The following is a 19,424-nucleotide window of genomic DNA, read 5'->3' as shown; positions in this document are numbered from 1 at the left end:
ACCATGCTTTTTGTTATTCTGGCCACCGATAAAGATGGCAGCAGCGCCATACGCAAAGCCACCCGTGCCGCCCATCTGGATTATCTCAAGGGCGCAGGCGACCGCCTGAAGCTGGCTGGCCCCTTGCGCGACGATAAAGACACCCCCCTTGGCTCGATGATCGTTATCGACGCCGCCTCGGAAACAGCGGCGCGTTTGTTCGCGCAAAACGACCCTTATGCCCAAGCCGGGCTGTTCCGGTCCGTCGAGATCAAACCCTTTCTTGCCGTCACCGGGCGCTGGGCGCGATTGGAAGATTAAGCCATGGCTTACTGGCTGTTGAAAAGCGAACCGGGAAGCTGGAGCTGGGCGGATCAACTGGCCGCCCACGAAACCCGCTGGGATGGGGTGCGCAACGCCCAGGCCTTGAGCAATATGCGCAAAATGGCGCCGGGCGACCGGGCCTTTTTCTATCATTCAGGCAAAGAGCGCGCCATTGTCGGGTTGGTGGCCATCAGCCGCAGCTTTTATCCCAATCCCGAAGATGCGAAATCCGGCCTTGTGGATGTGACCAGCGTGCAATCCATGCCGCAGCCCGTGTCTTTAAGCGCCATCAAGGTCGATCCTGCATTTGAATCGCTGGCTTTGGTGCGCCAGCCACGCCTTTCGGTGATGCCTGTGCCTGATGATCTCGCACAAAAATTGCTGAAAATTGCCGGACTTTAAGCATTTTTGCCTGAGGCCGACAATTTTTCTACCCTCCCCAACAAGAATTCATCGTTTGCTAGCTTGCGACAAACTTCATAGCTCTGAACCCTGAAAGGCCCCCTTTATTGGCTGGCCTTATAGGTTTTGAAGGCTGTGGCGATGGATAGTTTACCGATCTTTTTCAAACTGCATGGACGTCGCGTCATTCTGGTGGGCGACAGCGATGCCGCACGCGCCAAGCTACGGCTGCTTTTGAAAACCCCTGCCGCCATTTTATGGTTGGTGGCCGATGAAAACGCGGTCAAGGCCGCCCGTCAGGACTTTTCCGGCCTGCCCGCCTTGACCATTCTGGGCCGTCCGCTGCAATCGGCCGATCTTGCACACGCGGCCCTTGTATATGGCGCAACGGGCGTGGAAGCCGATGACCGGCAGATCGCCACCCTTGCCCGTGCGGCCAATGTGCCGGTGAATATCGTTGATCGCCCCGATCTGTGCGACTTCACCACCCCCGCCATTGTGGACCGGTCCCCGCTGGTGGTGGCCATTGGAACCGGCGGGGCGGCCCCCGTATTCGGCCGCCGCCTGCGCGCCATGATCGAACAACTTTTGCCCCAGGGCATTGGCACCTTGGTGGCCCGTGCCGGGGCATTTCGCGGTCGGCTGGCCGATCTTTTACCCGGCCAAAGCGCCCGACGACGGTTTTGGGACCGTTTATTCGACACAACCAATCCACAAAGCCTTGTGGGGCTGGATGATGACAGCTTCACCCACCATCTGGAAAAGCTGGCCCAAGACGCGCGCACAGCAGACAAGCAAGGGACACCGATGGCCTTGTGCAGCTTGTGGGGGCAGGCCCCGGCGATCCGGAACTGCTGACCCTGAAGGCACAACGGGCACTGCAACAGGCGGATGTGATTTTATATGACGCACTGGTCAGCCCTGCCATTCTGGATCTCGCGCGCCGTGACGCAGATTTTCATTATGTGGGCAAGCGTCAGGGGGATCATGGACGCGGCCAAGAGGCCATTCATGATCTGATGGTACGCCATGCCCGCGCCGGACGCCGGGTGGTGCGCCTCAAAAGCGGCGATCCCATGGTGTTTGGCCGCGCCGGCGAAGAAATCAACGCCCTTAGAAAGCATAAGATCGCCGTCGATCTGATCCCCGGCATCACCGCGCTTTCAGGCTGCGCCGCCACCTCGGAAATTCCCCTGACCCACCGCGATCATGCCTCCGCCGTAACGCTGGTGACGGGCCATGTACGGGCCGGGTCCACATTGGATTGGCGCGCCCTTGCCGGCCCCGACCGCACGGTGGCGGTCTATATGGGCATCAACACCGCCCAGGACATTTCAGATGCCTTGATTACCGATGGCGTGTCCCCCGATTTGCCGCTGGCCATCATTGAAAATGGCACCCGCCCTGAAGAACGCCGCCTCTATGGCCATCTGGGCGATCTGGCCGGATTGGTGGCCCGCAATCAGGTGAAAAGCCCCGCCCTTATCGTGATTGGCACGGTGGCCCTGCTCGCCAAAGACTGGCCGCAAGATACCTTGTCGCCGATTCTTGGCGAAGCCCCGATCTTTTCTCTTGTCAGCTAAAGGACCAGCCCGATGGCAGACCTCAAACCCGCCGCATCACAACTGATCTCCGCCAATGAGCTTTGGACCGGACAGGCCGTTTTCCTGACCCGTGACGGCACATGGAGCACGGCCCCCGCACAGGCCGCGTTAAGCACCAGCGCCGAAGACAGCCTGCATCTGCTTGAACTAGCCAAGCTTCCAATGCCCGCGCCGAAGTGGAACTGGTGCATCTGGCCGCCGCCACACTGCGTGAAGATGGCCGCCCATGGCCCACCCGCAACCGTGAATATATCCGCGCCCTTGGGCCAACCGTCCGCCGCGATCTTGGCTATCAGGCAGCAACGGCTCGCGCCGATTAAGGATAAGACCCTATGTACCGCTATGACGATTATGACCAGACCATCGTGCGCCAACGGATCAACGATTTCCGCGATGCCGTAGAACGTCGTCTGTCCGGCCATTTAAGCGAGGAAGAATTCAAGCTGATTCGCCAGATGAACGGCGTCTATCTGCAGCTTCATGCCTATATGCTGCGGGTGGCCGTGCCTTATGGATCACTGGACAGCCGCCAAATGCACAAGCTGGCCCATATCGCCCGCACCTATGACAAAGGCTATGGCCATTTCACCACGCGCCAGAATATCCAGTATAATTGGCCGGCTTTGCGGGATATGCCCGATATTCTGGAAGAATTGGCCGCTGTGGATATGCACGCCATCCAGACATCGGGCAATCTGATCCGCAATGTTACCGCCGATCCCTATGCCGGGGCCGCAGCGGAAGAGCTGGATGATCCGCGCCCCTATGCAGAGCTGATTCGTCAATGGTCAACACTGCATCCGGAATTTTCCTTCCTGCCGCGAAAATTCAAGATCGCCGTAAATGCCAGCGCAACTGACCGCGCCGCCGTAAAATTCCACGATATCGGCCTGCAATTGAAAAACGATCCACAGAAAGGCCGGGGCTTTTCGGTGGTGGTGGGCGGCGGCATGGGGCGCACGCCTTTCATTGGCCCCATCTTACGCGAATTTGTGCCCGAGGCACAAATCCTCACCTATCTGGAAGCGGTGCTGCGCAGCTATAACGAGCTGGGGCGGCGCGACAACGCATTTAAAGCGCGCATTAAAATTCTGGTCCATGAGCTTGGAAAAGAAGCCTTTTCCGAAATGGTAGAACAGGAATTTGCACGGCTTTTGCCCACAGCCGACGATCTTCCGATGAGGGAGTTGGCCCGTATCCGCTCACAATTTATCACGCCCACATTCGACCAATTGCCCGACCAGAATGAGGATTATGAGCAAGCGTTGAAAACCGATGACGCCTTTGCCCATTGGGTGGCCGTGAATGTGGTTCCCCATAAACAACCGGGCTATGCGATCGCCTATATCTCGCTCAAGCCCTATGGCGGCATTCCCGGCGATATCTCTGCGGACCAGATGGATCTGGTGGCGGATCTGGCGCAAACAGCCGGCCATGATGAAATCCGCGCCACCCATGCCCAGAATCTGGTGCTGCCCCATGTGAGAAAACGCGATCTTTATACGGTCTGGCAAGCGCTTGACAAAGCCGAGCTTGCCACCGCCAATCTGGACCGCGCCAGCGACATCATCGCCTGCCCCGGTCTTGATTATTGCGTGTTGGCCAATGCCCGCTCCATCCCCATTGCCCAGGAAATCTCCAAACGCTTTGCCGCCAAGGGCCGGGAAGACCTGATCGGCGAACTGAAGATCAAGATTTCCGGCTGCATCAATGCCTGCGGCCATCATCATGCTGGTCATATCGGCATTTTGGGCGTCGATCGCAAAGGTGAGGAAATGTACCAGCTCACCCTTGGCGGATCGGGCGCGGAAGATGCCTCCATCGGCCAGATCACCGGTCGGGGCTTTGACGAGGCCGGGATCGTCGATGCGGTGGATACGGTGGTGAATACCTATCTGGGCCACCGCGAAACCGACGAAACATTTCTCGAAACCTATCGCCGGTTGGGACCGGCTCCCTTCAAGGAGGCGCTTTATGGAACGGCTTGATCTTCGCAAACTAACAGGTGCGCATCTCAAACCCTACCGCCAGATGGACGATGATGCGCCAATGCCCGAAGAAGGGGCGGTTCTGGTGAGCCTTGAGCGGCTCAAAGCAGAAAGCGAGACACTGCTTGCCCGCAATCATCCGGTGGGGCTTTTGGTGCCCGGCCAAGCAAAAGCCGCCGATCTTGCGCCTTGGCTCGACAAGGTTACGCTTATTGCCATCCGGTTTGAAAAATTCAGCGATGGGCGCGGCTTTTCCCTTGCGCACCGGCTGCGTGACGAACAGGGCTTTGGCGGTGAAATCCGCGCCATCGGCCATCTGATCGCCGACCATGCGGAATTCCTTTTACGCTCCGGCGTCACTTCGGTGGAACTGGGCGATCCGCTGGCGGTGGATCATTTCATCAAGCGTCTGAAGCTCTATTCGCTGTGGTATCAAGATACGCTGGATGCCCGCCCGACGATTTTGGAACTCCGCCACGGGCGGACACGTAAAAGGCTGGCCTCATGAGCTATCTGGACCCCGATCTTTCCGGGCCGTGGGCTGCTGTTTTGTCCGACCGCTATGGTCGTGCCGATGCGCAACAGCTTTTAACCGCCATGGTCCATGATGTGTTTCCCGGCCGCATTGCGCTGGTGTCGTCTTTTGGGGCGGAATCGGCGGTGTTGCTGCATATGCTGTCTGAAATCGATCGCCATATCCCTGTGCTGTTTGTGGATACCGGCAAGCTGTTTGGCGAAACCAAACGATACCGCGATCAGCTTGTTGCAAGGCTGGGTCTGACCAATCTTCAAACCATATCACCCGATCCCAACGCTTTATCGGGAAAAGACCCCAAGGGCCTGTTGTTTGCGCAAAACCCTGATGCCTGCTGCTATTGGCGCAAGGTGGAGCCTTTGGAACGCGCCCTTAAAGGCTATGGCGCATGGATTTCCGGCCGCAAACAGTTTCATGGCGGGGCGCGCACACATCTGAAGCGAATCGAAGCCGCCGACAAGCGCATCAAGATCAGTCCGCTGGCCGATTGGTCCCGTGCCGATATAGAACGCTATTTCGACCGGCACGACCTGCCAAAGCATCCTTTGGAGGCGGACGGTTATCTCTCTATCGGCTGCATGCCCTGCACCCAGCGCGTGGCTCCGGGCGGCGATATTCGGTCTGGACGATGGAGCGGACTGGACAAGACCGAATGCGGTATCCATTTATCCTTGTCGAACGCCCGAAAGCAGGCCAGCCTGTAAGTCCGGCGGCAAGGCCCGGCTTTTGTCGGGCCGTCAACCGATATCTGGATATATGAATAGCTATGGCTGATGACCCTACCCAACCCGCCATTCGTCGTCTCAAACGCTCGCAACTTCCCCTGAATGCCTTGCGAGCCTTTGAAGCGGCGGCCCGGCACCTGTCGTTCAAGAAAGCGGCCGATGAACTGTCCGTCACACCCGCAGCGGTAAGCCAGCAAATCCGCACGCTGGAAGATTATTTGGGCATCCAGCTGTTCCGGCGGACCAGCCGCGCCCTGATCCTGACCGAACGCGCACAGGAATCGCTGGAGGCTTTGCGTCAGGGCTTTGATCTGATTGAAGATGCCTGCTCGGTGTTGCAAAGCCCTGCCGACGACAATGTGCTGTCCTTGTCCGTTTCGCCATCCTTTGCCGCCAAATGGCTGATCCCGCGCCTGCAACGCTATTATGAAGACAATGCAAATGTGGTGGTGAAAATCGCCGCCACCAATGAATTGACCGATTTCAGCCGCGAAGATACGGATCTGGCCATTCGCTATGGGGCGGGACATTATCCCGGCCTGTTCGTGGAAGAGCTGATGCGCGAAGAGGTCTTTCCTGTGTGCTCGCCCGCCTTGCTGGAAGGCGACACCCCTGTGCGGACACCCTGCGACATGGGGCATGTCACACTGATCCATGATGACAGTTCTTTAGATGATGAAAGCAACCCCACCTGGCCCATGTGGTTAAAAGCCGCGGGCGTGAAAGTGGGCGAAGGCCAACGCGCTTTGCATTTCAACCAAACGGCCCTTGCCATCGAAGCCGCCATCGCCGGACGCGGTGTGGCTTTGGCCAAGCGGACTTTGGCGGAAAGCGACCTGAAACAAGGACGGCTGGTACGACCCTTCCGGCAATCGCATCCGGTGGATTTTGCCTATTATATGGTTTGCCCCGAACAGAAAAAGAATCTGGCAAAAGTGTCCAGCTTCATGGCATGGCTGCGCGAAGAAGCTGGGCAAAGCTGGGCATGGGAAATTTAGGCTTTATTCGGCCGCCACCCCCTGCCCGGCCTGCCGGCCTTGCACGCCTTGGGCATGGCTTTTGGCGCGTAAAGGCCGGCCAAAGCCGGTATCCTTGCCAAGCTCTGGCGCGAACCGATCCTTTTGCCAGGCAATCCGGCCATTGATCGCCACCAAAGGCACCACCCCATCGGACCGGTTGACCAATTGGTGATGGCCAAATTCGGCACGATCGATCAGATATGTTTGCGCGGCGCTATCATAAGCCGCCAAGGCATCGGGATCGATCAGTACCAGATCAGCCCGCGCCCCGATCTCCAAAGACCCGGCATCCACACCGAAAAAATCCGCAGGATCTTTGGTTAGCCGCCGCACCATATAAGCAACGGCCTCTACACCTTCTTTTTGGGCGATCTGCAATGCTCTGAGATTGCCATCATAAAAGGCCATATTGGTCAGATGCGCACCGGAATCGTTGAAGCCCGGCAATATCTTTGGGTCCATCACCAGATCGCGCACGATTTTGGGATCGCGGTTGGCGCTTATCATCGACCAATAAAGTTCCGTATCAAAATGCTCGAACAAGGCGATGAGGAAATCCGCTTCATCCGCAACCAAAGGAGCAAGGCGATCGAGTGCCTGTTGTTCTTTTCCGGAGCGCCCGGCCTTGCCGCCCATCAGCCGGTCATAAATCTCGGCCAGACTTTCCCCCGCCCAATCCGGCACCGGACAGCGATCCACCACCATATCCGCAAGATCGCGGCTGATGGCATAATCTTCCCGCTGCAAAAGCCGCTTCAAGCGCGCCAAAGACCAACCGGTCTTTCCATGAAACCACATGGCCTTGAATTGCTTGCGCCATTGCGGATCGCGCAGGATTTCCAAACGCGCTTTCCTGTCTTCCAGATCCGGTTCATTGAGCCTGCGCAAGCTGGGAATTTCTTCTGCCAGCGGGGTTAACGGTCCTTCCGCCCATACCCTGAACGGAGCCGCCAGTGCCTGAAAACGGAACTGGCCCGCCATAAGCTTTGAATTCAAGAACCGCGATAAAAACCGCCCCAGTTTTACAATGCTTTTATTGGTGGCAATATCGATGGCGGCCACCGCTGTAAGCTTCAAAGGCTTTCCATAAAGCCGCCCACTGCTTAAAGCGAAGGTACGAAACACCTGCAAGGGGCTGTCTTTGGGCGGGGTTGCCTGCCACAACCTGTCATGGCGGCGCACAATATTCGTTAATCGCTTCAATTCTTCAAAGCGGCCATATTGGGCAGGGATGCGGCTTCGTTCATTGGGGCGATTGGCCAGATAGTGAAAGGGCAGCGCATCGGTTGAAAAGCCCGCATAGCCTTCCTCCATGGCTTTTTCCAAAAGCGCTTCCATGCGGGCGATTTCCGCATCCGTGGGATCGCGGCGGATGCTGTCTGACAGACCCATCACTTCGATCCGCAGCATGGAATGAGGCAAAAGCGGCACCAGATTGGGGCCAAGGGGCAAATGCTCCAGATGGGCGAGATAGGCTCCGCTGTCTTGCCAAACGGCTTTATCCGCCACGGCACGCAAAATATGCTTGGGGATATTTTCCACCCGCGCAAAGCAATCAACGATAGGATCTTGATCCTTGGTGCGCTGATTGCCAAATGCCAGCCCCAAAGAGCAATTGGCCACCACCACCGTTGTGGACCCGTGCCGCACCGCTTCCGGCAAAGCCGGAGCGATTTCCGCTTCCAGATCGAAATGGGTGTGGATATCCAGCAAGCCCGGCATCAACCAATGGCCCGATCCATCGACCACCGTAACAGCCGACGCGCCCTCCAAAGCACCTTTATCGGCAATCCGTGCCACCCGACCATTGCTTATGGCCATATCCGCATGGTGCGGCACGCCGCCCCCGCCATCGAACAGCATCGCGCCACGAATGATCAGATCGAATTCCGGCCTGGATGCTGTCATGGCCCTGACATTCCTTGTTTTATCCGCTTAAAGCCTGAAGAAACCGCAGATAGTGCGCCGCCACCTGATCGGGGGCCTCCAGCTGCGGATAATGCCCGATATGGGGAAGCTCGACGATATCATCATCGGCCCGCACCACCTGCCGATACCGCGCCACCATATGCGCGCCCGACACCGGGTCCGCCGAGCCATTGATCACTTGCACCGGACAATGGCTGTTCACCAAAGCCCCCACCCAGGCCTCTCGGTTTACCCGCCGTTCCGCCATATAACCAATAAGGGAACTGAACACATGCTGGCCGTCATTGGCGGAAATCACTTGCCAATAGCCCTCCAATTCCGCGGCATCAGGCTTGGTATTCGCCCCGAATACCGCAGAGAAGCTTTTGTCAAAGCGACGCTTTGTGGTTAGCCGGTTCAGCAACGGGCCAAAGGGGCTGGCCAGCAGCTTCTGGATCACTCTGGCCCGATGGGTTTCGGGAAACAGCCCCCCGTTCAGCAGGCACAAAGACAGGAAAAACCGCTCTTGCTCAGCGCGCTGATTGTCCCGGGCCATCAGTTCCTGCGCCACCGTGTCACCATAATCATGGGCAAGAATATGACAGGATGGCAGGTGCAACTGGGCCGCCAAAGCTTCCAGCAAATCCGCCTGTTCCGGAATGCTATAGCGGTGTTTGCGCGGCTTATCGGAAAAGCCAAAGCCCAGCATATCCGGCACAATCAACCGATAGTGCGGGGTCAAAAACGGCCAGATCTTGTGAAAATCCCAGCCCGATGTGGGAAAGCCATGCACCAAAAGGATCACCGGCTTTTGCAGCGCATCAGGGTCTTCGCTGGCGCTATCGGCACAAAAGATCTGCCGGCCCAAAAGCCTGTAAGAGTGCCCGGCTTTGCGCCATGCCGTAAAAGATGTGCACCTGTCTGACATGGCTTCATTATAGCCCAAGTCAAAAAGCGCACAGCCTGCCAATTCAGCCAAGCATCATCACGAGTTGTTGACCATCACAGCAGATGGGAAAATTCCCGTAACACCTTTTCATAAACCGGCCGCTTGAAGGGCACGATATGATCGGGCAGTTCGGCAGGCGGTGACCACCGCCATGTGCTGAATTCCTGATGTGGTCCGGTGATGTCGATCTCGGCATCCTGACCCAGAAACCGCAAGGCAAACCAGATCATGCTCTGGCCGCGATAGCGCCCGCCCCATACCTTGCCCAAAAGCTCTGACGGCAGATCATAAAGCACCGGTTTGGACGTCTGCGCCAGAATACGTACATTATTCGTGCCGGTTTCTTCTTTCAGTTCACGCAGGGCGGCACTTTGCGGATCTTCGCCGGGATCGATGCCCCCTTGCGGCATTTGCCATGCCTTGGCTTCTGTATCGATGCGGCGACCGGTGAACACCAATCCTTCCGCATTCAGCATCATCAGGCCCACGCATGGACGATAGGGGAGGTCGATTTTGTCTGTCATGGGGCCCAATCTCACAATCCAATTCAGGGTGCGGCAGAATCCGGAGCGGATTGTCTTGCCGCCACAAGGCTGACAGGGGCCAGAGAAATGCCGCGTAAAGCCAAGCCGTCGGCCCAATGGCGGATGCGCGCCATCGTGATGGGATAAGGCCGCCCGAATCCCACAGCGACACCCCGTTGTCTGGCAATCAATTCCAGATCTGCCAGATAGCGGTCAATTTCGGCCTCGGATGCCTGATTGTCGATATAGCGATCATTCACCGCATAAGCCAAGCCCAGCTCTTGCGAAACGGCGCCCACCACCGACCGCGCCGAAGAGCGTGAATCCACAATCATCAAGCCGCGGCGGGCAATATCCTTCAACACCGGTTCCAAGGCATCACGGCTGGCCGTAAAGCGCGATCCCATATGATTGGTCAGCCCCGCATAGCCTTGCATCCGGCTCATCACCCGATGCAAACGCGCAATATTTTCCGCAGGCTGCAAAGACACCAGCAAACTATCGGGACCGGGATCGTTGCGCGGATAGGCCATCGGCTCCATCGGCACCATCAGCAACACTTCATGGCCCGCCTCCCTTGCCGCCTCCACGCTGGCCTGCGGATTGCGTCCATAAGGTGAAATCGCAAGGGTGATATCGGCGGGAAGATCATTAATGGCGCGCGCGGTGGCGGCTTGTGACAAACCAATGCCTTCGATCACCAACGCAATGACCGGCTCATTGGCTTTGGGCAAATAGGGCCGCGCATAGGCTTGCCATGGCTTGCGACCATCGGCCCCCACCACCGGCAAGGTGCCGTCTTCGGTGGTTTCCACCAAGGCCGGATCTGGCACCGGTCCTAGGGAAATCACCGGCGCCGCCGGATTCGGGGCCATATCGGAAAAAGCCGCGCCGCCCTTTTCAGCCAATGAAGGCTGTGATGGCAAGGCCGTGTTTGCAGATTGCTGTGTTTGCGCCGGAGAGGGATCGGCTGAAACAGCGGTTTGCGGGGCATCTGTCATTTCGGTCCGGGACGGCGCTTTATCCTGCCCCGTTTTGGCTTGGGCAACAGCGGGCCGATCCTCCACCATATGATGGTCCGGCCCTTCTGCCTTTAACGGCTGATAGCTGAATTGCAGCCATATACCAGCCCGGCCAACCCCGAAAGCGTTGCCAGCCACAGCACGAGAAGAGGCCCGACACCGCCGAGCCTCTTGGTCAATCCAGTCATGAACAGCTTTTGAAACCCCACGGCCCCGCCATTTAATTTTCGATATCCGCTGCAGCTTGTTGCTGGGTTTCAACCGTGCGGATCCCCTGCAACAGATCCAGCGCATAATTAAGCTGGTAATCACCGGGGTCTTCTTCCGTCTCTGCTTCTGCATCGGCACTATCCGCAGCGTCGGCCGTGGCCTTTGCATCCCGTTGCGGATCCGGTGCGGCCTGATCCTTGGCAGCATCAGCATCCGGATCGATAACGGCAGCGATTTCATCCACCACATCGCTTTCCGACTCGTCAACCAACTGCTCATTACGCAAATGGCCAATCAGGTCTTTTTCCCGACGCGGCTTCAACACCCGCCCATTGGGCAAAATACGCGGCTGATGCACTTCGATATCCGGCTCGATGCCACGTTCCTGAATAGACCGGCCAGACGGGGTATAATAACGGGCCGTGGTCAGGCGCAGGGCACTTTCCGCCCCCAAAGGAATGATGGTCTGCACCGTTCCCTTGCCAAAGGTATCATCACCCAGAATGGTGGCACGGCGATGATCTTGCAGCGCACCGGCCACAATTTCCGAAGCCGAGGCCGATCCGGCATCCACCAAAACCACCACCGGCTTGCCATTGATCAAATCACCCGGCGTTGCATGCCAGCGCTTGGTATCGCGGGCATGGCGACCTCGGGTGGACACCACCTCGCCTTTTTCCAAAAACGCATCGGAAACGGCAATGGCCTGATCGAGAAGCCCACCGGGATTGCTGCGCAGATCCAGAACAAGACCAACCATGGAATCGCCAAGTTGTTCTTCGATGTCGCGCACCGCTTCCTTGACGCCGCGCGTGGTCTGGTCATTGAACGTACGGACCCGCACATAACCGACATTATCGCGCTCTATGCGATGCGATACAGCGGCAACGGTGATATTGTCGCGCACCAGATCCACATCGAAAATCTCGTCCTCTTCGCCTTCAATGGGGCGCACCACCGTGATGGTCAAAGGGGCTCCCACGGGGCCGCGCATCATCTCGACAGCATCATTGAGTGTCAGACCCAGAACCGGCTTGCCATCAATCTGGGTGATATAATCGCCGCTTTTGAGACCCGCCCGTGAGGCCGGTGTGTCATCAATGGGGGAAACCACTTTGACAACGCCGTTTTCCTGGGTCACTTCCAGCCCCAACCCGCCATATTCCCCGCGCGTCTGCACCTGCATGGCACGGAAACTATCGGGGCCCATATAGCTGGAATGCGGATCAAGCGAGGCCAACATGCCATTGATAGCCGCTTCGAGAACCTCTTTGTCCTCCACCTCTTCCACATATTCGGCACGCACCCGCTCGAACACTTCCATCAGAAGATTGAGCTGCCGGTACGTTTCCGCATTATTGCCTGCGGCATATGATGTAGCGCTGCCCACAAAGGCCATGACCGCCACGCCCGCGCCTAAAAGATATCCTCGCATTCTCAACTTACCTTTCCTAATCCCGCCGCCAACCACGGCAAGGGATCTACCGGCTCACCCCCCTTGCGCAATTCCACATAAAGCTCTGGTGCGTGACGCTTTGGCGCGTGCTCCGATGAGATCGCAGCGATCTGAGCCACTTTCGTATCTCCCGCCATTGCCCCGACAGGTTCCCCCGCCAGCACCCACTGACCCACAGACGCATAAACACGATCCATGCCGGCCAGCAATGTATGGTACTCTTCGCCATGGGCAATGATCAAGAGCTTGCCATAGCCACGGAACGGCCCGGAATACACAACCCGTCCATCATATGGGGCCACCACCTGTGCATCTGCAAGGGTTTCTATGGTGATTCCCTTTTCATGAAGGCCGCCATTCAGCGCGCCGAATGCCCGCAAAAGCCGCCCGCGCGCCGGAAGCGGCAGGCTGCCCCGTGCAGTGCTGAGAGGTTTGGCGAATGGTGGCGCAGATTCGGTGCGCTTCGGGGCCTGATCAAGGCGTTTGGCCGCCTCGGCCGCCGCAACCCGGCGTTTTTCCTGTTCGGCTTCAATAGCGACAAGCAAATCTTCCAAAGTCCGCGCCTTTTTGGCCAGACTTTGAACGACACGGGATTCTTCATCGGCTTCATGCAAAAAGCGCTTCCGGTCCGCCTCCCGGCTTTGGCGTAAAATCTCCAGCTCCCGACGGCTGTCATCCAAAGCCTGATGTTCTTGCTCAAGCGCCTCGCGCTCGGCAATCAAATCTTCCCGCAAGGCCAGAATTCGCGCCACCTGCTCACCGATTTCCCGCGCCTGACGTTCAAGCTGCGGAGCCAGTTCACGCAGCAAAATAGCGCTTTTGATGGTGTCGTCCGCCTCTCCGGGGCGCAATAAAGCCAAATCCGTGGGCCGGCGCGACAGACGTTGCAGGGCCGCCAATGTATGGGCCATCTGGCCGCGTCGCCGGTCCAGATTTTGTTCCTGTTCGACCAATATGTCGCCCAAACTCTCGATCTTCATAAGAAGCGCCGTCACCCGTTCTTCCAGACCCTGCACATCGGCGGTGGCGGCCATGATCCGCCGGGTAAGCGCTTCGGTTTCGCGACCCGCCTTTTGCGCTTGTTCGGCCAGATCCCGTTGATGCTGCGCCCGATCCGCCAGTTCTTGCTCGATGGCTTGCAACTGGTCGCGGGCTCTATCGGGGTCCGCAACCTGCGCCTGCACCGAGGCCGCCGCCAAAAACCACAGCCCCAAAAAGCGCAGCCAAAGAATGGGTCCGGTCGCCTTTATCATGGTCATATCAGTCCCTTGAAGGCGCATAATGTGGTCATTCCCGATGATAAGGATGCCCCACAAATATGGACATCGCGCGGTAGATCTGTTCCGCCAGCATCACCCGCACCAGCATGTGGGGCCATGTCAGATTTGACAAGGACAGCGTGGCATCGGCACGGGCCAAAACCGCCGCCCCATGTCCATCGGCGCCGCCGATCACAAAGGCCAATGGACGGCCAAAGCCAAACCAGTCTTGCAATTTTTGCGACAATGCCATGCTGGTCGGTTGTTTTCCATGTTCATCCAGAACAATTACAAACGCATTGGCAGGCAAGGCGGCCAGCACCTTTTCCCCTTCGCGTTTTTTACGTTCCTCGCCGCTTAAAGGACGGCGTTCTTCCACTTCTATAATGCGCGCAGGAAAGGACAAACGATCCAGATAACCCTGTGCCAGCGCGGCTTCTGGCCGTCGTCCGGCTTTGCCCACCGCGACAATACTCACATCCATCTTGCTGCCTCATATCTCTGTCGCATGGTCACGCGATAGCGCTTTTTCTTTAAGGATGGGCATGGTCGATAATCGCCGCCATATCAAGACCACCCGGTAATGTGCCAAAGCTCTGGCCCCAATCACCGCCCAAACGGCTGGCACAAAACCCGTCAGCAGCAGCCGCTGGTGCGAATTGCACCATCAAAGACCCTTCCAAGAGCACCGCCATATCTTCCACCAAACGCCGGGCCTGGGATTCTTCGGGCATGCCCTTGGCCAAACGGTTCCCCAACCGATCCAGAGCCGCATCAAAGCGCTTGTCACCGCCCCGCGCGCGGTCCAGTTCATCCATCAGCACCACCAGCGAATCGGGCGTCTTCACAGCGGTTCGCAGCGCATCCAAAGCAATCACATTGCCCGACCCCTCCCAAATGGAGTTCAATGGCGCTTCCCGATACAAACGCGGCATGGGCGTTTCTTCCACATAGCCCACACCGCCATGCACTTCCATGGCTTCAAAAATCAGCGGCGACACCCGCTTATTGAGCCAGTATTTCCCCACCGCCACCGCCAGACGGGCGAAGGCTCCGGCGTCAGGATCACTTGCACTTTCGTCAAAAGCACGGGCAAGACGCATGGCCAACAAGGTGGCGGCCTGCGACTCAATAGCCAAATCGGCCAGCACATTCTGCATCACGGGTTGATCGATCAAAGCCTTTTGAAACACCCGACGGTGCGTTGCATGATGCAGCGCTTCAACCAGAGCCCGGCGCATCAAAGACGCCGCCCCCACTGTGGTATCAAGCCTTGTGTGATGCACCATCTCGATAATGGTGCGGACACCGTGCCCTTCTTCACCCACCCGTTGCGCCCATGCCCCATGATATTCAATTTCCGCCGAGGCATTGGCCTTGTTGCCCAGCTTGTCTTTCAGGCGTTGGATGAATAGGCGGTTGCGCGCTCCATCGGGGGTCCAGCGCGGCACGAAAAAGCAGGTCAGCCCATCTGGCGCATAAGCCAGCGTTAAAAATGCATCGGACATGGGGGCGGAACAGAACCATTTATGACCCACCAGTTCATAGCACCCATCCTTGCCATCAATAGGCTCGGCTCTGGTGCTATTGGCCCGCACATCAGAGCCGCCTTGCTTTTCCGTCATGGCCATACCCATGGTGGCACCGGTTTTGCGCTCCACCGGCACAAAAGCCGGATCATAGTGGCCGGATAATAATTTCGGTTCCCACAAAGCGGCCAATTGCGGATTGTGGCGCAAGGCAGGCACAACGGCATAGGTCATGCTCAGGGGGCAGCACACACCGGCATCCACCTGATGCAATAAAAATTCCAGCGCCGCATGGGTCACATGACCCGCCGACGGGGTTGTCCAGGCCACACTTTGCTGGCCATGGGCCATGCCAAGCGCCATCAATTGATGATAGCTGGGATGAAAGCGCACCTCATCGATTCGCTGGCCATAGCGATCAAAGGGCATGAATTCCGGCGGATACCGATTAGCATCGTCACCGGCTTGCAAAATCTCCGACGTCCCCAAAACGGCCCCATAGGCAGAGGCTTTTTGCACCGCCTCTTCATTGCCTTCCCGCCGTACTGCATCCACCAGCGCCCTGTCTGTTGAGAACAGATTATAATCAACCAGAGGCGGCGGCTGGTTGGTCACATCATGGGTGGCGAGATCGGTCATCGGGCGATAATGGGGCATGGGACGTCTCACACTGATTAAAAGTGGCCTTACAGCATACAATGCCCAATATACGAAAAAAGAGCACAGAAGCGATAAAGCGCGATGATCTGTGCCTTGCCTGCCGAAGATGGCAGCGTTATGCACGGCCCTTCTCTTCACCCCGAAAGGGCGCAAACTGGCGACAGGCAAGGACCCTATGACCATCACAGCACGCCCGCAGCGATTTCAAGACACATCCGTTTTAGTGACCGGCGGCAGTTCCGGCATCGGTGCCGATGTGGTCCGCGCCCTTGCGGCAGAAGGGGCGCAGGTGATGTTTTGCGGATTGCCCGATGGATGCGGTGAAGCCCTGGAACACACCCTCTGCGCCCAGGGCCACAAGGCCCGGTTTGTGACTGCTGATGTGCGGGTGGATGACCAGATGCGCCAGCTTGTTGCCAACTGCCTTCAAAGCCTTGGCGGCCTTGATATGGCGGTGAATTGCGCCGGCATCAGCCACCCGCCGCAGCGCTTGGCCGATATCGACCCCGATCATTGGCGCAATGTGATGGCCACCAATGCCGATGGTATTTTTTACGCCATGCGCCATGAAATCCCGGCCATGTTGGAAAATGGGGATCCGGACAGGAACCGCGCCATCGTCAATATCGCTTCGATTTTGGGAACCCGCGGCGCCCCGTGGATTGCCGCTTATGGAGCCAGCAAGCACGCGGTGGTCGGGCTCACCCAATCGGCAGCGCGGGATTATGCCACCTTCGGCCTGCGCATCAATGCCGTGTCGCCGGGGCCTGTGGACACACCGATGCTGGCCAGAGCCTTGCGCGATATCGGATCGGACACCAGCAAATATGCCGGGGGATTTCCACCCGCCGGTCCCGGAAAGCCCCATGACGTGGCCGCTGCCGTGCTGTTTTTGTTAAGCTCCGAAGCCGCCTATATCAATGGCACCAATCTGCATGTGGATGGGGCCACCACAGCGATCTGATCCCGTTGAATGGCAAAAAATGGCGATAATCCAATTTGGTAAAGTGCGACCTTAAAGCTGCAATCCGCGCGGTATCAGCCAGCGTTCTACCAAATCAAACAGCCCCGTGACCAAAAGTGCCAGCAAAGCCGCCGGCACAGCCCCTTCCAAAATAAGCCCCATATCATCCAGCCGTATGCCGGTAAGAATTGGTTGCCCATAACCGCCCGCGCCGATCAACGCCCCAAGGGTTGCCGCGCCCACATTGATCACCGCCGCCGTTTTGATGCCTGCAAGCAAAGTGGGCAGCGCCAAAGGCAATTCGATGCGCCACAACCGCGCCATCGACGGCAATCCCAAGGCCTGCGCCGATTCCTGCAAATCGGCGGGGATGCCCGCAAGCCCTGCATGGCCGTTTCGCACAATGGGCAACAACGAATATAAAAACAGCGCCGCAATGGTGGGGGCGGCTCCGATCCCCAAAAGCGGGATCATGAATACAAACAGGGCCAAGGCAGGCACCGTTTGCAAAATACCCACAAAGCCCAATATCGCTCCCCCCAGATGCGGCTTGCGAAAAGCGACAATGGCCAAAGGCACCGCCAGAACCAGCGCCATGGTCAAGGACAGGGCCACCAAACGCAGATGCTCCACACTGCGTTGCCAAATGCGCCCCAAAAGCCCTGCACCCCCCTCTCCCACCACTGTCTGGCCGGTTTCCTGGCTCAAAAAATCGGCGGCCACAGCGGTTTCCGGTCGGCGGTCTATTTTCACCCTTTTGTTCATCTGCCGCATGTGCTGCGCCGAAATCCGCCCCGCCAAAGACTGAAGGGCCGCCACCGCTTGCGGATGGCTCTGTGCCAGATCCGCCCGGTATAAAAACACCGCTTCATAGGCGGGAAAGAAGCCGCGGTCATCTTCAAGAACTTTTAGGTCGTAAAAAGCGATTTCCGCGTCAGTGGTATACACATCGATCACCTCCAGACGCCCATCCGCAAGGCCGCGATAAGACAGATCATGCTGCAAGCCATCGGCCTTTTGCGCCAAGCCATAAGCGGCTTTCAAGGCAGGCCAACCGTCGCCGCGATCAAGAAATTCATTGGACAGGCCAAAGCGCAAATCCGTGCGTCCCACCAGATCGGAAATCCGTGTGATGTTTTTGGCTTTGGCCACATCGGCCCGCATCGCCAAGCCATAGCTATTGTTAAACCCCAAGGGTTTTGTCATGGCGATGCCGTTTTGCGCCAACAAGCGCTCCAAAGCGGCCGGGTCTGTCGCCTTTGCCGCCGCATAAATTTCAAAACGCAGCGTGCCCGTATAATCGGGATAGGCATCGATTTCACCGCGCTTCAATGCCCCAAACACAATGCGGGTGCCCCCCAAAGCCTGCCGGTGCACCACCTGTTGGCCGGCTTCCCGCAAGGAAAGGCGCGCAAGTTCGGACACAATCACCGATTCCGTGAAGGCTTTGGACGCAACCACCACCGCGCGATCATCCGTCTTCGGGGGCGCTGCCGCCGCCGTCAAAAAAAGCAATGCGCAGGCAATCATCAAACGGGCCATCATCACGGGGACCCTCCGGCCAGCACGCCCCGTTGCGCTTTTACAAACGCACTGACAAAGGGATCGGCAGGGCGATCGACCAGATCCTTGAATCCGCCATCCTGAACCAACCGCCCCTCACGCAATAAAACAATGCGTTTTGATAAAAAGGCGGCCTCTGCCAGATCATGGGTGACCAAAATCACCGTCAGACCCAGCGTTTGGAAAATATCGCGCAGATCCGTCTGCAATTGATAGCGAATCATCGGATCAAGGGCGCCCAAAGGCTCGTCCAGCAGCAAAACTTCCGGCTCCAGCATCAAAGCTCGCATCAGGCTGACCCGCTGGCGCTGGCCACCCGATAAATCTGCGGGATATTGCGCCAGACGATCCTCCCCCAGATGAACCAGCCTTGCCAATTCAAGAAGACGGTCTTGGATGCGCGCCTTTGACCAGCCCAATTGCCGGGCCATCAGCGTTACATTCCGGGCAGCGGTCAGATGCGGGAACAGACCGCCATTTTGAATGACATATCCCAAATTCTGGCGATAGGGCCCCATATCCAGATCCGAAAGCGCCTTGCCGTGAAAGCGGATCGTTCCTTCACTGGGGGTGACAAGCCCCGCCAATAAGCGGATCAACGTGGATTTGCCGCAGCCCGATGGCCCGATCAGCGCCAGCTGCTCGCCTGCCTGAATTTCCAGATCCAGCGGCCCCAATGCTCGGTGTGCACCATAAATCTGGCCAACGCCGTGCAAGGAAAACAACAAGGGCATATGGGATGTGGCGCTCATGCCCGAAGCCTAACCCGCGCCATAAAAATCTGCCAGTCCTACCGCGGCAACA

20 protein-coding genes and 1 pseudogene are annotated in these 19,424 nt (G+C 57.8%); 11 read left to right on the top strand and 10 right to left on the bottom strand.

Translation table 11 applies throughout. The annotated features are described in order from the left end of the window. The first annotated feature begins 3 nt into the window (after nucleotides 1–3). The 10 genes and pseudogenes from JCM17844_RS05490 (at nucleotide 4) to gcvA (ending at nucleotide 6,555) form a co-directional block, all read left to right on the top strand. Nucleotides 4–300: a YciI family protein gene (locus tag JCM17844_RS05490; protein WP_150000026.1), complete on the top strand. Its 297-nt coding sequence runs from the start codon at nucleotides 4–6 to the stop codon at nucleotides 298–300. Between the two features lie 3 nt (nucleotides 301–303). Further along, a complete protein-coding gene (locus tag JCM17844_RS05485) occupies nucleotides 304–705 on the top strand; it encodes an EVE domain-containing protein (RefSeq protein ID WP_150000025.1) in 402 nt (133 codons plus the stop codon). 141 nt (nucleotides 706–846) lie between these two features. Then, nucleotides 847–1,563, top strand: a complete 717-nt coding sequence (locus JCM17844_RS05480) for a precorrin-2 dehydrogenase/sirohydrochlorin ferrochelatase family protein (RefSeq protein WP_150000024.1) — start codon at nucleotides 847–849, stop codon at nucleotides 1,561–1,563. Continuing rightward, on the top strand, nucleotides 1,521–2,288 hold the full coding sequence (cobA, locus tag JCM17844_RS05475; RefSeq protein ID WP_150000023.1) for a uroporphyrinogen-III C-methyltransferase: 768 nt from the start codon (nucleotides 1,521–1,523) through the stop codon (nucleotides 2,286–2,288). Before JCM17844_RS05480 ends, cobA begins: the two co-directional genes overlap by 43 nt. A gap of 12 nt (nucleotides 2,289–2,300) precedes the next feature. Beyond that, nucleotides 2,301–2,393, top strand: a pseudogene (locus tag JCM17844_RS17170) (hypothetical protein); the annotation flags it as partial. A 92-nt stretch (nucleotides 2,394–2,485) separates the two neighbouring features. Further along, nucleotides 2,486–2,629, top strand: a complete 144-nt coding sequence (locus JCM17844_RS16435) for a DUF2849 domain-containing protein (protein ID WP_150000022.1) — start codon at nucleotides 2,486–2,488, stop codon at nucleotides 2,627–2,629. A 12-nt stretch (nucleotides 2,630–2,641) separates the two neighbouring features. Continuing rightward, nucleotides 2,642–4,297, top strand: coding sequence for a nitrite/sulfite reductase (locus tag JCM17844_RS05460; RefSeq protein WP_150000021.1), 1,656 nt, complete (start codon nucleotides 2,642–2,644; stop codon nucleotides 4,295–4,297). Next, nucleotides 4,284–4,805: a DUF934 domain-containing protein gene (locus JCM17844_RS05455; protein WP_150000020.1), complete on the top strand. Its 522-nt coding sequence runs from the start codon at nucleotides 4,284–4,286 to the stop codon at nucleotides 4,803–4,805. Before JCM17844_RS05460 ends, JCM17844_RS05455 begins: the two co-directional genes overlap by 14 nt. Continuing rightward, nucleotides 4,802–5,536, top strand: a complete 735-nt coding sequence (locus JCM17844_RS05450; RefSeq protein WP_150000019.1) for a phosphoadenylyl-sulfate reductase — start codon at nucleotides 4,802–4,804, stop codon at nucleotides 5,534–5,536. The genes JCM17844_RS05455 and JCM17844_RS05450 overlap by 4 nt, the downstream gene beginning before the upstream one ends. A gap of 62 nt (nucleotides 5,537–5,598) precedes the next feature. Further along, nucleotides 5,599–6,555, top strand: coding sequence for a transcriptional regulator GcvA (gene gcvA, locus JCM17844_RS05445; RefSeq protein ID WP_150000018.1), 957 nt, complete (start codon nucleotides 5,599–5,601; stop codon nucleotides 6,553–6,555). A 3-nt stretch (nucleotides 6,556–6,558) separates the two neighbouring features. Here the strand turns inward: gcvA and JCM17844_RS05440 are convergent, their stop codons facing one another. From JCM17844_RS05440 to JCM17844_RS05405, 8 genes are all read right to left on the bottom strand, one after another. Further along, nucleotides 6,559–8,484, bottom strand: a complete 1,926-nt coding sequence (locus JCM17844_RS05440) for an N-acyl-D-amino-acid deacylase family protein (protein ID WP_150000017.1) — start codon at nucleotides 8,482–8,484, stop codon at nucleotides 6,559–6,561. Nucleotides 8,485–8,503: 19 nt separating this feature from the next. Beyond that, nucleotides 8,504–9,463 carry an alpha/beta fold hydrolase gene (locus JCM17844_RS05435; RefSeq protein ID WP_210431429.1) on the bottom strand — a complete coding sequence of 320 codons (960 nt, stop codon included), beginning with the start codon at nucleotides 9,461–9,463 and terminating at the stop codon, nucleotides 8,504–8,506. A 23-nt stretch (nucleotides 9,464–9,486) separates the two neighbouring features. Beyond that, nucleotides 9,487–9,957 carry an RNA pyrophosphohydrolase gene (locus tag JCM17844_RS05430; protein ID WP_150000016.1) on the bottom strand — a complete coding sequence of 157 codons (471 nt, stop codon included), beginning with the start codon at nucleotides 9,955–9,957 and terminating at the stop codon, nucleotides 9,487–9,489. Between the two features lie 23 nt (nucleotides 9,958–9,980). After that, a complete protein-coding gene (locus JCM17844_RS05425; RefSeq protein WP_210431428.1) occupies nucleotides 9,981–11,117 on the bottom strand; it encodes a divergent polysaccharide deacetylase family protein in 1,137 nt (378 codons plus the stop codon). A gap of 82 nt (nucleotides 11,118–11,199) precedes the next feature. Continuing rightward, on the bottom strand, nucleotides 11,200–12,624 hold the full coding sequence (locus JCM17844_RS05420) for a S41 family peptidase (protein ID WP_150000183.1): 1,425 nt from the start codon (nucleotides 12,622–12,624) through the stop codon (nucleotides 11,200–11,202). Nucleotides 12,625–12,626: 2 nt separating this feature from the next. Continuing rightward, nucleotides 12,627–13,904 (bottom strand): murein hydrolase activator EnvC family protein, encoded by a 1,278-nt coding sequence (locus tag JCM17844_RS05415; RefSeq protein WP_210431427.1) that lies wholly within the window; start codon nucleotides 13,902–13,904, stop codon nucleotides 12,627–12,629. A 28-nt stretch (nucleotides 13,905–13,932) separates the two neighbouring features. After that, nucleotides 13,933–14,388: a 23S rRNA (pseudouridine(1915)-N(3))-methyltransferase RlmH gene (gene rlmH, locus JCM17844_RS05410; protein WP_150000013.1), complete on the bottom strand. Its 456-nt coding sequence runs from the start codon at nucleotides 14,386–14,388 to the stop codon at nucleotides 13,933–13,935. Nucleotides 14,389–14,437: 49 nt separating this feature from the next. Then, on the bottom strand, nucleotides 14,438–16,090 hold the full coding sequence (locus JCM17844_RS05405; protein ID WP_210431426.1) for an acyl-CoA dehydrogenase family protein: 1,653 nt from the start codon (nucleotides 16,088–16,090) through the stop codon (nucleotides 14,438–14,440). Between the two features lie 178 nt (nucleotides 16,091–16,268). Here JCM17844_RS05405 and JCM17844_RS05400 point away from each other — a divergent pair, with 178 nt between their 5' ends. After that, nucleotides 16,269–17,057, top strand: coding sequence for an SDR family NAD(P)-dependent oxidoreductase (locus tag JCM17844_RS05400; RefSeq protein WP_210431425.1), 789 nt, complete (start codon nucleotides 16,269–16,271; stop codon nucleotides 17,055–17,057). Between the two features lie 51 nt (nucleotides 17,058–17,108). Here JCM17844_RS05400 and JCM17844_RS05395 read toward each other — a convergent pair whose 3' ends face one another. Together JCM17844_RS05395 and JCM17844_RS05390 are read right to left on the bottom strand one after the other, a co-directional pair. Further along, nucleotides 17,109–18,602 carry an ABC transporter permease/substrate-binding protein gene (locus JCM17844_RS05395; RefSeq protein WP_150000181.1) on the bottom strand — a complete coding sequence of 498 codons (1,494 nt, stop codon included), beginning with the start codon at nucleotides 18,600–18,602 and terminating at the stop codon, nucleotides 17,109–17,111. Then, complete coding sequence (locus tag JCM17844_RS05390; RefSeq protein WP_150000011.1) at nucleotides 18,602–19,372, bottom strand: ABC transporter ATP-binding protein; 771 nt, start codon at nucleotides 19,370–19,372, stop codon at nucleotides 18,602–18,604. The genes JCM17844_RS05395 and JCM17844_RS05390 overlap by 1 nt, the downstream gene beginning before the upstream one ends. Nucleotides 19,373–19,424: the final 52 nt, after the last annotated feature.

This window comes from Iodidimonas gelatinilytica, assembly GCF_008579125.1.
Taxonomy (GTDB): Bacteria; Pseudomonadota; Alphaproteobacteria; order Sphingomonadales; family Rhodothalassiaceae; genus Iodidimonas; species Iodidimonas muriae.
The sequence above is the reverse complement of the archived record's forward strand: the minus strand, read 5'-3'. Positions and strand labels throughout refer to the sequence as shown.